Genomic DNA, 13,841 nt, shown 5'->3' with positions numbered 1-13,841 from the left:
TATGCATACTTATGTGAAAGTTTTGGGAACATCAAGCACTTGTTTTTACGCGTTGGTAGATTGTAATGAAAATAAACTAGTTTTAAAAAGTTTTCAAGGCCTGAACAAACCAATGAGAGAAGAAATCGATGTCAATCAGTTAACGAATTTAACAAAAGATACATTTTGGGGCGGACAGCGAATTAGTTTTTATTATCAAGAAAAGTTGTATCAGTTTTATGAATGTGGGCCGGCTGTGATAGACTATCTACAAGAAAAACTTTTCGTTTAAGGTAGGTGAATCATCATCGTGGCAACTATTCGAGATATCGCACGTTTAACAGGTTATTCCGTCTCGACTATTTCTCGAGTTATTAATGAACACCCTTATGTGGATGAAAGAAAACGAGCAGAAATTTTAGCAGTTATGAAGGAACTAGACTATATTCCTAATGCAAATGCACGAACATTAAGCTATGGAGAAACCAAAAATTTAGGAGTCATTTTGCCATACACCAATCATCCATACTTTGATCAGTTGATTAGTGGAATTACTGAAGCCGCTTTCGATTCCAATTATAAAGTCACCTTGTTACCGACAAATTATCAAGCAAGTCGTGAAAAAGAGTATCTCGAAGAGTTTGCAGCAAAAAGATTTGATGGCTTGATCGTAACCTCGCGTGCTCATTCGTTAGAAAAATTGAAAGCGTACCAAAAATATGGCCCTATTATTTTTTGCGAAGAAATCAAAGATGAAAAATCAAGCTGTGTCTTTATTGATCGGGAACAATCGATTACGGAAGCATTGAAATTTTTACAAAAAGTTGGTGTCAAAAAACTAGGTGTTACTTTAGGAAGGAGTAGTCGACTTAGTTTTAATTCTAAGATTACCTTGCAATTATGTCGGAAAGTCTATTCGAATTTTGAAGAAGAAATGGTTTTCTGGGATTGTATTGGTTTGGAAGATGGGATCAAGGCAGGTGCTTTTTTTAATGAGCATCCAGTAGATGGTATTTTTACGAATTCAGATATGGTTGCAGCTGGTATCCTTAAAACATTTCCGAAAGGTCGAGCACCTAAATTAGTTGGCAGAGACAATCTGTATGTGAGTGATCTCTTAAATTTTCCCACTATTGATCATCATTTGAAGCAGTGTGGTGAAATGGCGTTTCACTTATTTTTGAAAAGACAACCGGAACAAATCAAGATTCCATATGAATTTATTCAAAGATAAAGAAAGTTTAAACAAACTAATAGCAAAAATAATTAGTGATTGTAAGAGGTTAGGCTAGAAATAATAAAAAAGACTGAAGTAGCTTTACGTGATTCCTCAAAAAGTTCAATTGTAAAATTGGGCTTTTTGAGGGCACTGGAGTAGGCTACCTCAGTCTTTTTCTTCGGTAAAAATTAGAACAGATTGGATTGGAATAAATGTTTCGCCTATTTCAATAACTGATAAGGGACAGAAAGTAATAATTATTTGCTGGTGTAATGTTGAATGATTTCATTCAATGCTTGGGTTGCACCATTCCCACTTCGTTCATCATAATAGGCGGTAAAACGTTCATCTGCCACATACATTTGTCCTAATCCTTGGTGAGCTTGTGGCGTATAAGTAGGCCAACTAAATGTTAGCCATTTTTTATGTGCGTCAAAAATGGCTTTTGCTAGTGGTTGATCCACTCCTGGCTGTGTAAGATAAGTTGTTAAATCGGCTAAAAGCTGTGACTCAACTGTTTGCATGGCTTGGAATTGTTCCTCAGTCATGTTCGCCCATTTTTGATTGGCTTTCGCAACTGTTTTTTCGCCATACGCTTCTCGAATCTCTTGCCCAAATTTTTCTTCATTTTCGCTGATTTTTTGTTGCTTGAATCCTGCAAATTTTTCTTGGTCTGACATAGTTATTCCTCCTTCGTAACTAGTAAGTGTTTTTTGTACAGTTGTCAAAAGGGCGTCAATTTGCGCTCTTTTTTTTAATAGAAGTTTCTGATGTTCAAGTAAAGCTTGGTGCTGATCAAAGTCTGGTTGGTTTAGTAATTCCTGAATTTGTTCAAGTTTGAACTCAAGTGAGCGATAAAATAAAATTTGTTGGAGTCGATCAATTTCATTTGCTCCATAGATGCGATAACCAGAAGAGTTAATCCTAGCTGGTTTGAGCAACCCAATTTCATCATAGAAACGTAATGTTCGGGGGCTAACACCTGATAGCTCTGCTATTTTTTTGATTGTATATTCCATTTTTTCCCTCCTGACACTTGCTAGAATACTCCCTCACGTAACGAGAAGGTCAAGGAAAAATTTCAAAATCCTATTAAAAATTATGTTATACTATTTCATAAGAAAAGGAAAAGGAGAAATCAATGAACATTGTTTTTTCAGATATTGATGGAACGTTTCAAGAGTTAGGAAAAGAAATTCCGCCGATTAATCGCGAAGCCATTCAAGCGTTACAAGCCAAAGGCGATCATTTTGTTTTTGTTACAGGACGCGGATACGACTTAGTCAAACAAATGAATGATGAATTATTAATTGATTGTGATGTTATTTTTGGAAATGGTGCAGGTATTAAGAAAATAGGCGAACCTGAACGTTATACTAGTACACTGACACATCAAGAAACAACAGAAGTAATCAACATTTTAGAAGAACAAGAAATTTTACACTTTATTCATACAAATCACGGTGTGGTGATAAGACCTACGAAAGAGTACACGAAACAGCTAAGTGCCTTGAGAGAATCATTAGAAAAACTTGGGGAGCAAGGCAAACGAATTATGGATTACAAGGAACAATATTTTGAAAACGATTGCGTACATACGGAAGATATCGCAAAGTATCTTTCTGAAAGACCTGAAACAATCGTGGTCAAGATCGAATTGATGGAAGCAGATGATGCACGTCACGAGGCGATTCGATCTTCTTTACAAGAAACAGAATTGCTTGTGTTCCATTCATTTATAAAAACCTTGGAAATTGTACATCCTGATAGTACAAAAGGAAGTGCCATCACCAATTATTTATCTGATTATCCATTAGCAACCAGCTATGGTATCGGAGATGGAGAAAATGATTTGGCTATGTTAGCTGTTGTTGATGTGCCTGTTGCTGTGGAAAATGCCGCAACCAATGTGAAAGAAAGTAGTCATGTGATTGCGCCTAGTTGCAGTGAAGGTGGCGTCGGCCGGTTTATTTTTGAACATATTTTATAATTAAAAAGAAAAAGAGGGATGAGATGAAATTAGTTGAAACACCAATAAATAGTAATCTAAATATCAAGACATTTTACCCAAAAATAGTGGATTTCTTTTTTGGAAATCAGGCAATTAACTACTATAAGTTCTATTCGCTAGATCGTACACAAATTTTATATGTAGATACGTATGATAAAATCCAGTTGGTGATGATTAATACGAAAAAGAAAATTACAAAGCAAGAAATTGACTATGCTATTCGTCGAATCTTGAAAGTAGCACGCGAAGATGTGACCGTTCACATTGGTGTCAAACAAGAATTGGAACGGGCTGGCCTTCAATTCAAACGTCCAAATAAAGATATTGTGATTATTGAACAAAATGTAACAAATGCCTAACAAAAAGGGACTGGGACGAAACTAAAAATTCAGTCGTTCTTAATCTATCTTTCAATGCAAAAAAGCCTAAAATCAACGTTTTAAAAAACGAATTTTAGGCTTTTTTTCTATTTAGGCTGGTTTTGTCCCAGACTCTTTTTATTTTTGAACGATGTCCTTCCAAAAATGAAAATATTGTTCAGCCAAGCAAATTGTTGAAATCTGTTCCCACTGGATAAAATGTTCATCAAGATAGAAGCCATCAGGTGTGATGCTTGGTTGAACCAATCCTTCTGCATAACTATGGTCCAAACGTTCAACAATAATTTTTTGCTTTGCGATATAAGCAGTGATAATAACTGTTTCAAAGTGCTGTGTAATTGTACGCATAACAGCCTCCTTATCTATACTGTCCAAGTAGATTGCGCGAATAAATGAATGGATAACTACAATGAATTGAAGTCTTCAACAAACTAATTAGAACATATGTTCGTTTCTCTGTCAATCAATTCATCAAAGAAAAAATGAAAAGGAATAAAGAATATCAAGCTGATATTTTCGGAAAAAAATCAAGTTTTCTTTTCCTATTTCGTTTTTTTGATATAATGGTTAGGAAATGAAAAATTGCCAAGAGGAGTATTAAACAGATGAATAAAATTTACCCAGATGACAGTTTGACGCTACACACTGATTTGTACCAAATCAATATGATGCAGACATACTGGGAATTAGGTCGTGCAGATCTACATGCCGTTTTTGAATGTTACTTTCGAGAAATGCCTTTTAACCATGGTTATGCTGTCTTTGCTGGTCTGGAACGTTTAGTTCAATATTTAGAAAACTTAACTTTCAGTGAATCAGATATTGACTACTTACGAGAAGTGGGTAACTATCCAGAAGGCTTCCTTACTTATTTAAAAGAATTTGAATTTAAAGCAACCGTTCGTTCAATGCTTGAAGGCGAGATCGTCTTTAACAATGAACCACTTATTCAAGTCGAAGGACCGTTGGCACATTGCCAGTTGGTCGAAACAGCACTGCTGAATATGGTCAATTTCCAAACATTGATTGCTACGAAAGCAGCCCGAATCAAATCCGTTATTGGTGACGATCCACTATTGGAATTTGGAACAAGACGTGCGCAAGAACTTGATGCGGCGGTTTGGGGAACACGTGCAGCCTTCATTGGTGGTGCCGATGCGACAAGTAACGTGCGTGCTGGGAAAATTTTTGGTATTCCTGCGAGTGGAACTCATGCTCATTCATTAGTTCAGTCATATGGAAACGACTATGATGCTTTCATGGCTTACGCGAAAACACATAAAGACTGTGTCTTTTTAGTAGATACGTATAATACGTTGAAGTCAGGTGTGCCAAGTGCGATTCGAGTGGCGAGAGAAATGGGTGATAAAATCAATTTCCAAGGTGTTCGCATTGATAGTGGTGATATGGCGTATATTTCAAAACGTGTGCGTGAACAATTAGATGCAGCAGGCTTTACTGAAGCAAAAATCTATGCTTCTAACGACTTAGATGAAGCAACGATTCTAAATTTAAAAATGCAAAAAGCAAAAATCGATGTTTGGGGTGTGGGCACTAAGTTGATTACAGCTTACGACCAACCTGCACTAGGGGCTGTTTTCAAATTAGTATCTATTGAAAACAAAGAAGGAAAAATGATTGATACCATCAAGTTATCTAGTAATGCAGAAAAAGTAACAACGCCAGGGAAAAAACAGGTTTGGCGTATTACACGAAATTTTGACGGAAAATCTGAAGGAGACTATGTCACGTTATGGAATGAAGATCCTCGCAAGGAAGAGGAAATCTTTATGTTCCATCCTGTTCATACGTTCATCAATAAAACGGTACGTGATTTTTCGGCACGTCCGATGTTACAAGATATTTTTGTTGAAGGAAAGTTGGTCTATTCATTACCTTCGCTAAATGAAATTAAAGACTATGCACGTGAGAACTTGGACTCTCTATGGGAAGAATATAAACGTGATTTGAACCCACAAAAGTATCCAGTTGATTTATCAACAGAGTGCTGGAATCACAAGATGTCTATTATGGAACGAATGAAAAAAAGCGTTGCTGATCTACACAATGAAGCATGATTGAAATCACTGAGGGGGAACAAACATGAGTTTACAACAAGAAATTATTCAAGAACTAGGTGTGAAACCTATAATTGATGCACAAACAGAAATTCGTCGAAGTGTGGACTTTTTGAAAGACTACTTAAAAAAATACCCATTTATCAAAACATTTGTTTTAGGAATCAGTGGTGGACAAGATTCAACTTTAGCTGGTCGTTTAGCACAGTTAGCAATGGCTGAAATGCGTGAAGAAACACAAGATGACAGTTATCAATTTGTTGCTGTTCGCTTACCTTATGGCGAACAAGCTGACGAAGAAGATGCAAAAGCTGCATTGGATTTTATTCAGCCCGATGTGAGTTTACGTGTTGATATCAAACCTGCTGTGGATGCACAAGTTGCCTCATTGAGTGAAGCAGGTGTTGAAATCAGTGATTTTAATAAAGGAAATATCAAAGCACGTCAACGAATGATTACTCAATACGGTGTTGCTGGTGCAAAATTTGGTGCTGTCTTGGGAACAGATCATGCTGCAGAAAATATTACAGGATTCTTTACAAAATTTGGTGATGGTGGGGCAGATATTTTACCACTTTTTCGTTTGAACAAGCGACAAGGAAAAGCTCTGTTAAAAGAACTAGGTGCGCCAGCAGAATTGTATACAAAAATTCCAACGGCGGACTTGGAAGATGGGAAACCATTAATTGCAGATGAAGTTGCTTTAGGTGTCACTTATGATCAAATTGATGATTATTTAGAAGGAAAAGAAATTCCTGAACATGCACAAGAAACCCTTGAAGCTTGGTGGGATAAAACAAAACATAAACGTCATCTACCAATTACGGTTTTTGATGATTTTTGGAAGTAAGACAAAGCTGTAAAAGAAGTCGGAGGATTTTTAAATCTTCCGACTTCTTTTTTACTTATTTGAGCTAGCTATGTTCGCAAATGCCGATAAATGAGACAGAGAATTACAGGAACCGTTATAATAAAAGAAGAGAACAAGCTAGTTTAAAAAATAGGATTTGAATAAGGTTTGAATGATTCATAAGGGCGAGTAAGCTTGAAGGAAAAGCCAATTATAAATTTTAAAAAAATGTGTGATTGTACAGATTGGCTAAGCGATGAAACATGAGCAGTCGATTTTGATTATAAAAAATTAAAAATAATCATTTAGAAGGTGAACGAAAATGAGAAAAGAAATCAAACTAGTAATGAGTGATATTGACGGAACGATTTTAACTAGCGAACACAGAATTGATAACAAATTAGCTGGTCGTTTGAAACAACTAAAAGCTAGAAATATTCCTTTTGTTTTGGCATCTGCCAGATCTCCTAAAGGAATGCATGACATTGCGAAAGTATTGGAAATCACTGAATACCCAATGGCTTGTTACAATGGTGCCTTGATTGTCAGAGAAGGAGAAGACGACCCGTTTCAACAAATTTTTAGTCAAGAATTGAATGTAGGAGAAACACTTCAGCTCATTGAACTTTTAACGAAAAAATTTAAAACTATCTCAATTAGTTTGTATTCAGGAAGCGACTGGTATGTGGAGTCAGTTGACGAGTGGGTAGAGCAAGAAGCTGCAATCACGAAACTTGAACCAATTGTAGCCAATCTTAACCAATTACTTTTAGAACAAAGACTGCCAGTTCATAAGCTATTATTGATAGGATTAACTTCAGAAATTGAGCAACTAAAGGAAGTTTGCGAATCATTAAATCTGGAAACTAGTTCGTTTTATTTATCAAAGGAAAATTATCTGGAAGTTACTCACTATCAAGTATCGAAAGAAAAAGCGTTAACGATTGTGGCAAATCACTATCAAATTCCTTTAGAAAACACGATGGCAATTGGAGATAACTTTAACGATCTGCCTATGATCAAATTATCTGGAATGGGAGTGGCAATGGGCAATGCACCGGAAGAAGTAACTAAAGGGGCAACCATCCAAACAGCGACTAATGATGAAAATGGTGTGTCAAAAGTATTGTTGAATCAGATTCTTTTGCAAGAAATTTGATTGTATTTTTTAAGTGAAGAAAATAGATTATTTTACTTGGGAAGCTAATTGGATAACAACAGTTGACTAATAGAAGTTAATTCTTGTCTAAATTTCTGTAATCAGAGATACTGATAAAAAGGAGGCGATTTTATGTACCGGATTTCTTTAGTTGATGATATTGCCACGGAACAGATGAAACAATTGGAAGAGCCATTTTTTGAACGGACAGATAAAAAGGATGCGCACGGCTTACTAGTAAGAAGTTCAATTGTTGAAGAAGACTGGATTGGATCAGAATTGTTAGCAATTTCAAGAGCTGGTGTTGGGGTCAACACGATCCAGGTACAAAAAGCCACCGAAAATGGCACGATTGTGATGAATACGCCTGGCGTTAATGCAAATGCAGTCAAAGAACTAGTATTAAGCTGTTTGTTTTTATCTGTTCGCCCGGTTATCAAAGCAAGCGAGATGGTTCAAGCTTTAGAGGGAGCAGACTTGTTAGAGCAAGCAGAAGCAAACCGAAAACCGTTTGTAGGTAAAGAATTACAAGGAAAAGTGATTGGTTTACTTGGATTAGGTTCAATTGGAAGAGAAGTTGCTCGAATTTGTTATGAATTAGGCATGGAAGTTTTAGGCTATGCTAGAAGAAATCACGAGTTAGACTATGTTGAGCAATTACCCTTGCCGGATATTTTACGATTGTCTGATTTCGTCGTGATTATGCTACCTTCAACGCCGGAAACAAATGGGCTGTTGGGGAAAGAAGAGTTATCTTTAATGAAAGAAGAGGCTATTTTAATTAATGTGGGACGAAGTGGAATTGTAGATAATGCAGCACTTTTACAAGTGATTGAGGATGGAAAACTGGCAAAATACATAACAGATTTTCCAGCACAAGAATTTTTAGGAAATGAAAAAATCATGATGCTTCCGCACATTGGTGGGTCCACAAAAGAAGCTTTAGCGGATAGCAGTCGGGAAGCTGTTCGAGCATTACGAAACTATCTGCTATTTGGAACAGTTCGTTCATCGGTGAATTTTCCAGCTGTGCGAATGGTCTTTCGTGCGCCGTATCGTTTTACGATTTTTTATCAAAAAAGACAAGGAATCTTATCGGAAGTTTTTAAAATTTTGGAGGAAAATGATTTACCAATTGGTAATATGACGCGTAACCAGAAAGAGGATTACGTTTATACACTGATTGACATTGAGAGTACAGATGTCAAAAATTTATTAGAAGCTAACCGTCAGTTAGAAACGATTGCGGATGTTAAACGTGTACGGTTATTAGTACGTCCACAAGTTCAATCAAGTTATTTTTATTTCTTTAATTAGCCGATGACCGCTTTACTTTCAAATTTGATGCTACTAAAATAAGAGAGTGAGTCAAATTTAAAATAATCGTTTAAGTTCATAAAGTAGGCGATGAAGGAGCAATTAATTGAAGAAAAGAATAAATAATCTTTCACTTAAACAAAAGAGTATCATTCGAATTAGTTTGACTACGATTGGCGTGATCGCTTTAGTTGTATTGAGTAATTTATTTTTACAATGGTGCCAAAATGATTTGTCCTATGACTTAGCATTGAAATTTGCGTTTTCTTGGCATACAGAAAAGTTTATTTTAGCTTGCTTAGTTTTATTCGTTTTTCTGGTCTTCCTCAGCAGTGTTGCAGGATCGGTTCTGGTTGGATCCATTTTGTATACAACGATTATCGGCATTTTAGGTGTTGCTGACTATTTAAAAATGAGTTATCGACAGGAGCCTATTTATCCTGATGACATCAAAATGATTACGGAACTTAGTTTGCTGAAAGAGATGGCAGGGGGAACGACATTTTTTATTTTAATGGGAATTACTGGTTTAGTAATCATTTTATTTGCTTGGGGGCTATACCGGAGTTTCAAAAAAGGTCGTCGTTTTCAGGTCGTACGAGGAACTGTCTTCGTTTTATCTGCTATTCTATTGATGTACGTTGGTAGTTTTAATAACCCGAATAATCTCTTACGAAAAGCGTACAACAAAACAGCCTTGTGGATTCCTTATAGTCAGAAAATGAACTACTATAATACAGGATTTATTGGCGGGTTTCTTTACAATCTACAAGTTGAAGCAATGGATGAACCAAAAGGCTATTCCAAAGCGAAAGTGGCAGAAATCACTAAGAATTATCAACAAATAGCTGATAAGAAAAATCAAACAGTTGAAGAAGAGCAACCAAACATCGTTTATGTGATGAGCGAAAGTTTTTCTGACCCTAGTCACTTAAACGGAATCGAAGTTTCAGGAAATCCACTGCAAGATTATTATGACATTGCGAATCAAACCTATAGTGGCAAAATGTTGTCCCAAAATTATGGGGGTGGAACTGCAAATATTGAGTTTGAAGCGTTAACTGGTTTTTCAATGGAACTATTTAATGCACAATTAACAACTCCGTACACGATGTTAGTTCCTAAAATGACAAAATTTCCATCATTGGTTTCCAATCTAGCAGCGCAAAATTATCAAACAACAGCGATTCATCCCTATAACACATCAATGTATAAGCGTGAAGATGTGTATGATGTTTTGGGATTTGATTCATTTATCAGTGAAAAAGAAATGAATTACACAGAAAAACTCCAAAACAATCCTTATATTTCAGATAAAGCCGCTTATCAAGAAGTTTTATCTATTTTAAAACAGCAAGATTCACCACAATTTGTTCATCTAGTAACGATGCAAACACATATGCCTTATGGTGGAAAGTATTCAGATATTGCTTACGATGCTCAGGCAAGTGACGGCAGTGACACCGATAATTTAACCAACTATTTGCAGGACGTTGCCTATAGCAGTGAGGCACTGAAGGAATTTGTTGATAGTTTACAAGATGTTTCGCGAAGAACCCTAGTTGTTTTCTGGGGAGATCATCTTCCTGGTATTTACTCAGAAGTAGTGCAAGGAGCAAACGATGAGCAGACTTTACATGAAACACAATTTTTAATGTTTGATAGCGAAGGAAAATTAACAAATCAAGCTACTCATGATGCAATCAGTAGTCCATTTTATTTTGCAGCTAACTTATTGGAACAAACGAATCAAGCAACAACAGGGTTCTATCAATTGCTATTGGAAATGGAGCAAGTTTTACCTGCGTTTGAAAGGGGCTTATATTATCAAAATGGGCAGTGGCGTAAAGAGGCACAACTGAATGAGCAACAAAAAAAATTATATGAAGACTATCAAATGATTCAATATGACATCGTTTCTGGTAAACAATATAGTTTACAGGCTAGTTTTTTTGAAAATAGTGATTGAAGTGAAAAGAAACAAGGCGAGAAATAAGCTTGTCATAAAATAGTAAAAACAGGTACAATAAAGGATAGATAAACGGAGAAAGTAGGGAATTTCATGTTACCAAATATTGGTTATTATGTTCAATCAGTCGATAACATTGTGAAACAAACGGAAGAAATTGGCGAGCAAATGCATCCCAAATACGAAATGATTCGTCAAGCAATTGATGAAAAGAAAGTGGCAGAATTAAATTCAGAACAATTAACAGAAGTTGTTCAATTGTTTGAAGCTGGAACTAAGCAATACCGAGCTATGCTGAAAAAAGTTAGTACGTTACGTCCTCCAGCAAAAGTGATGGGGATTCACAAAAAATTTGAACGTGCCTATCTTTCTTATGTAGCTGGTTGTGAAGAAATGATTCAAAGTATTAACGTAGAAAAGGGAATTGATACGGATTTATTTGAAGCTTCAGAAAAGAAACAAGACCAAGCAACAGATGATATTTCACTAGCAATCCAAAAAATGACCAATCTTTTGATGAAAAAATAATTTAAAGATAAAACTAGAGTTATTTAATCTAAATATAACGTTTTTTTTATGATAAGAGTTGTTCACTGCTATATGATAAAAGCATAACCAACAACAACCTTTATTTACTCTCATTGAGTAAGTAGCCTTTTCCACCGAGCCTAACCAACTCGGTGGTTTTTTGATGCTCAAAAATTCAATGTATAATAAAAAAGCTTGTGGTACAAAGCGTCCGACTCCGCCAGATAATTCACAACTAGCCCAAAACATGAAAAGCTATTTTGGTCAGTTGATTGTTATCTAGTCGGAGCTAGACGTTTTGTGCCACAAGCTCTACTCACGGTGTTCAAGAAGTAATTCCTGCTAAATAAGTCTAAATTTCACAAAATTTGAAAAACAATTTCTGGAAATTTATTCTTATTTATTTAAGCTAGACACTTCTTTTACGACCTTTATTTACGGTGTTCCCCAAGCAACTCCTCCATATAACGTGGATCCACTTCAAAATATGAGAAGCTATTTTGAGTACCTGCTCATTATCTGTTTGGAGTTGAGCGCTTGGAACCACAACCTCTATTCACAGTGTTCTCAAAGTAGCTTCTTCGGTAATAAGTCCTCTTTTCTTAAAAATATGAGAAGCTATTTTTAGAAAAGATTCCTTATTACTTGAAGCTAACCACTTTGCGCCACAACCTTTTTCAGTTTTCAACATTCCTGACGTAGTTATCAAAATAATCTTCCAGATTTTTCTTTAGTTGTTGATAGTCTGCTTCAGTATACTCTTTATCTTCGATTTTCCCCTGAAAAAAAGGAATCTGCAAATCTTCTCGCAAACGATCTAACACTTCTTGTTGGTTCATGTTCTTCGCTTCTTTCTTCATCATTCATCTATAGTTATTACTAGGTTCATTTATAAGCTGTGAAAAATAGCAGTTAAATGTTCAAAGTTTTGTTTCATAATGGTCAATTTGCTATAAAGCAAAGCGGTATTAGAATCTTCATTGAAGAAGACTTGCTTGAGTTCAGCATAAAACTGATGAAAAGCATCAAAAAATTTGCTGACTTCTTTGATTTGCAATTCTGGATGTAGCTGAGTATATAATTTTGCTGTTTGAGCGAGGCTGTATAGCTCGTTCGTCACAACAATAACTCGATTTTTTTCATAGCGTGGGCTAGTAATCAATTCGTACAAGGGAAGACACTTATTATAAAGTTCAGAAAGGTTGTCTAATAGATACTCTTCAGCTGATTTTTGAATCATAAAAATTTCCTCCTTTGAAAAATAAGTTGATTTTAGTCGAAATAGACGCACACACACTCAGGTGCATAAATGTCTTTTTGTAGTAATGTTAACTTTCCGGTTTGAGCATCACATGTGAATAAAGTTAAGTTATCACTATTTTGATTTGCACAAACTAAAAACTCATTTGTTGAATTTAAGGCAAAGTCACGAGGAAAATCACCTTCTGTTGAAATATTTTGAATAGCAGAAAGCTGTTCACCATTACTAGAAATCTCAAAGACTGCGATGGAGTTATGTCCACGATTAGAAGTATATAAGAAACGGCCGTCATTTGAAATTCGGATAGCAGCACCGCCATTTTCACCTGTGAAATCTTCTGGTAAAGTTGAAATTTTTTGTAACTTTTCAAATGAACCATTTTCTTGATAAGCGAGGACGCTTACGGTGCTGTCTAATTCACCAAATAAATAAGCAATTGGCTGTGTCGGATGGAAAACTAAATGACGGGGTCCAGTTCCAGGTTCAGCTACAAAAGTGGCTGCTAGAGTTAACTTTCCATTTTCTGCAACATCATAAGTGTACACTCGATCAGTTCCAAGATCACAAACAACTAAACGTTGGTCAGGTGTTAAATCAGTGTAGTGGACATGTGCGTGGTCTTGATTTTTATGTGGTCCAGTTTCCTCTTGATGATAAAGAGATTCGACAGCTTCAATACCACCATTATCTAAAATACGATAGACATTTACTTCACCTTTATGATAATTTGCACCATAAACCAGCTGACGGGTTTCATCTACTGCTACATAACAAAGAGGTGCTCCTTCTTCTGTTACCGCATTCAAAAATTGATACGTTGAATCGTATGCGCCTGCGCCACCTAATCCATCAACTGTTGTGACCGTGTATAGATTCTCTGCTTTACTCTTTGCTAAATAGGTGGGACTCACTTCTTTAGTTGCTAAAGTTAGTCCAGATAATTCTTTTTTTTCAGTATCAAGATCGATTGTATAAATTCCTTCACTTACTCGGCGTGTATAAGTACCCAAAATGATTTTTTCAATCATTTGATTCCCTCCTAAAAAAATGAAATTGTTTTCTTTTTTATTTTAGCATACAACTGTTCTTG

Annotated in this window: 15 protein-coding genes; 10 read left to right on the top strand and 5 right to left on the bottom strand. The window is 35.8% G+C overall.

The window, feature by feature from the left end; all coding sequences use genetic code 11:
* Window position 1: 1 nt before the first annotated feature.
* The gene (locus tag IGJ76_RS11150; RefSeq protein ID WP_067482878.1) at window positions 2-271 is read left to right on the top strand and encodes a hypothetical protein; all 270 of its coding nucleotides are present in this window, start codon (window positions 2-4) and stop codon (window positions 269-271) included.
* Between the two features lie 18 nt (window positions 272-289).
* A complete protein-coding gene (locus tag IGJ76_RS11145) occupies window positions 290-1,213 on the top strand; it encodes a LacI family DNA-binding transcriptional regulator (protein WP_095803823.1) in 924 nt (307 codons plus the stop codon).
* A 242-nt stretch (window positions 1,214-1,455) separates the two neighbouring features.
* On the opposite strand, the gene IGJ76_RS11140 is transcribed toward IGJ76_RS11145, so the two are convergent.
* Window positions 1,456-2,217, bottom strand: a complete 762-nt coding sequence (locus IGJ76_RS11140) for a MerR family transcriptional regulator (RefSeq protein WP_071869114.1) — start codon at window positions 2,215-2,217, stop codon at window positions 1,456-1,458.
* Window positions 2,218-2,339: 122 nt separating this feature from the next.
* Here IGJ76_RS11140 and IGJ76_RS11135 point away from each other — a divergent pair, with 122 nt between their 5' ends.
* Together IGJ76_RS11135 and IGJ76_RS11130 are read left to right on the top strand one after the other, a co-directional pair.
* The gene (locus IGJ76_RS11135) at window positions 2,340-3,188 is read left to right on the top strand and encodes an HAD family hydrolase (protein ID WP_071869113.1); all 849 of its coding nucleotides are present in this window, start codon (window positions 2,340-2,342) and stop codon (window positions 3,186-3,188) included.
* A 23-nt stretch (window positions 3,189-3,211) separates the two neighbouring features.
* Window positions 3,212-3,568, top strand: a complete 357-nt coding sequence (locus IGJ76_RS11130) for a DUF1827 family protein (protein WP_067482872.1) — start codon at window positions 3,212-3,214, stop codon at window positions 3,566-3,568.
* Between the two features lie 138 nt (window positions 3,569-3,706).
* On the opposite strand, the gene IGJ76_RS11125 is transcribed toward IGJ76_RS11130, so the two are convergent.
* Complete coding sequence (locus IGJ76_RS11125) at window positions 3,707-3,937, bottom strand: hypothetical protein (RefSeq protein ID WP_067482870.1); 231 nt, start codon at window positions 3,935-3,937, stop codon at window positions 3,707-3,709.
* Between the two features lie 257 nt (window positions 3,938-4,194).
* Between IGJ76_RS11125 and IGJ76_RS11120 the strand changes: the two genes are divergently transcribed.
* The 6 genes from IGJ76_RS11120 to IGJ76_RS11095 all read left to right on the top strand — a co-directional run bounded on the left by IGJ76_RS11120 (window position 4,195) and on the right by IGJ76_RS11095 (window position 11,490).
* Window positions 4,195-5,667 (top strand): nicotinate phosphoribosyltransferase, encoded by a 1,473-nt coding sequence (locus IGJ76_RS11120; protein WP_095803822.1) that lies wholly within the window; start codon window positions 4,195-4,197, stop codon window positions 5,665-5,667.
* Between the two features lie 25 nt (window positions 5,668-5,692).
* A complete protein-coding gene (gene nadE, locus IGJ76_RS11115) occupies window positions 5,693-6,517 on the top strand; it encodes an ammonia-dependent NAD(+) synthetase (protein ID WP_067482866.1) in 825 nt (274 codons plus the stop codon).
* Window positions 6,518-6,839: 322 nt separating this feature from the next.
* The gene (locus tag IGJ76_RS11110) at window positions 6,840-7,676 is read left to right on the top strand and encodes an HAD family hydrolase (protein ID WP_376022026.1); all 837 of its coding nucleotides are present in this window, start codon (window positions 6,840-6,842) and stop codon (window positions 7,674-7,676) included.
* 132 nt (window positions 7,677-7,808) lie between these two features.
* Window positions 7,809-8,993, top strand: a complete 1,185-nt coding sequence (locus tag IGJ76_RS11105) for an NAD(P)-dependent oxidoreductase (RefSeq protein ID WP_430596627.1) — start codon at window positions 7,809-7,811, stop codon at window positions 8,991-8,993.
* Between the two features lie 106 nt (window positions 8,994-9,099).
* Window positions 9,100-10,962, top strand: a complete 1,863-nt coding sequence (locus IGJ76_RS11100; RefSeq protein WP_376022024.1) for an LTA synthase family protein — start codon at window positions 9,100-9,102, stop codon at window positions 10,960-10,962.
* Window positions 10,963-11,055: 93 nt separating this feature from the next.
* The gene (locus tag IGJ76_RS11095; RefSeq protein ID WP_071869109.1) at window positions 11,056-11,490 is read left to right on the top strand and encodes a hypothetical protein; all 435 of its coding nucleotides are present in this window, start codon (window positions 11,056-11,058) and stop codon (window positions 11,488-11,490) included.
* A gap of 677 nt (window positions 11,491-12,167) precedes the next feature.
* Here the strand turns inward: IGJ76_RS11095 and IGJ76_RS11090 are convergent.
* The 3 genes from IGJ76_RS11090 to IGJ76_RS11080 are packed head-to-tail and all read right to left on the bottom strand — an operon-like array spanning window position 12,168 to window position 13,779.
* Complete coding sequence (locus tag IGJ76_RS11090; RefSeq protein WP_086270684.1) at window positions 12,168-12,329, bottom strand: hypothetical protein; 162 nt, start codon at window positions 12,327-12,329, stop codon at window positions 12,168-12,170.
* Between the two features lie 50 nt (window positions 12,330-12,379).
* The gene (locus IGJ76_RS11085; protein ID WP_067482853.1) at window positions 12,380-12,730 is read right to left on the bottom strand and encodes a hypothetical protein; all 351 of its coding nucleotides are present in this window, start codon (window positions 12,728-12,730) and stop codon (window positions 12,380-12,382) included.
* Window positions 12,731-12,762: 32 nt separating this feature from the next.
* Window positions 12,763-13,779 (bottom strand): lactonase family protein, encoded by a 1,017-nt coding sequence (locus tag IGJ76_RS11080; RefSeq protein WP_430596626.1) that lies wholly within the window; start codon window positions 13,777-13,779, stop codon window positions 12,763-12,765.
* Between the last annotated feature and the right edge of the window lie 62 nt (window positions 13,780-13,841).

The organism is Enterococcus sp. DIV0175 (assembly GCF_050529075.1).
GTDB classification, from domain to species: domain Bacteria; phylum Bacillota; class Bacilli; order Lactobacillales; family Enterococcaceae; genus Enterococcus_B; species Enterococcus_B thailandicus.
This window is presented reverse-complemented; position numbering and strand designations above follow the sequence as displayed.

Coding starts and splice junctions, on each gene's coding strand:
- IGJ76_RS11090 (WP_086270684.1), bottom strand. CDS start 12,329: ATGAACCAACAAGAAGTGTTAGATCGTTTGCGAGAAGATTTGCAGATT.
- IGJ76_RS11095 (WP_071869109.1), top strand. CDS start 11,056: ATGTTACCAAATATTGGTTATTATGTTCAATCAGTCGATAACATTGTG.
- IGJ76_RS11130 (WP_067482872.1), top strand. CDS start 3,212: ATGAAATTAGTTGAAACACCAATAAATAGTAATCTAAATATCAAGACA.
- IGJ76_RS11110 (WP_376022026.1), top strand. CDS start 6,840: ATGAGAAAAGAAATCAAACTAGTAATGAGTGATATTGACGGAACGATT.
- IGJ76_RS11080 (WP_430596626.1), bottom strand. CDS start 13,779: ATGATTGAAAAAATCATTTTGGGTACTTATACACGCCGAGTAAGTGAA.
- IGJ76_RS11105 (WP_430596627.1), top strand. CDS start 7,809: ATGTACCGGATTTCTTTAGTTGATGATATTGCCACGGAACAGATGAAA.
- IGJ76_RS11150 (WP_067482878.1), top strand. CDS start 2: ATGCATACTTATGTGAAAGTTTTGGGAACATCAAGCACTTGTTTTTAC.
- IGJ76_RS11085 (WP_067482853.1), bottom strand. CDS start 12,730: ATGATTCAAAAATCAGCTGAAGAGTATCTATTAGACAACCTTTCTGAA.
- IGJ76_RS11140 (WP_071869114.1), bottom strand. CDS start 2,217: ATGGAATATACAATCAAAAAAATAGCAGAGCTATCAGGTGTTAGCCCC.
- IGJ76_RS11120 (WP_095803822.1), top strand. CDS start 4,195: ATGAATAAAATTTACCCAGATGACAGTTTGACGCTACACACTGATTTG.
- IGJ76_RS11135 (WP_071869113.1), top strand. CDS start 2,340: ATGAACATTGTTTTTTCAGATATTGATGGAACGTTTCAAGAGTTAGGA.
- nadE (WP_067482866.1), top strand. CDS start 5,693: ATGAGTTTACAACAAGAAATTATTCAAGAACTAGGTGTGAAACCTATA.
- IGJ76_RS11125 (WP_067482870.1), bottom strand. CDS start 3,937: ATGCGTACAATTACACAGCACTTTGAAACAGTTATTATCACTGCTTAT.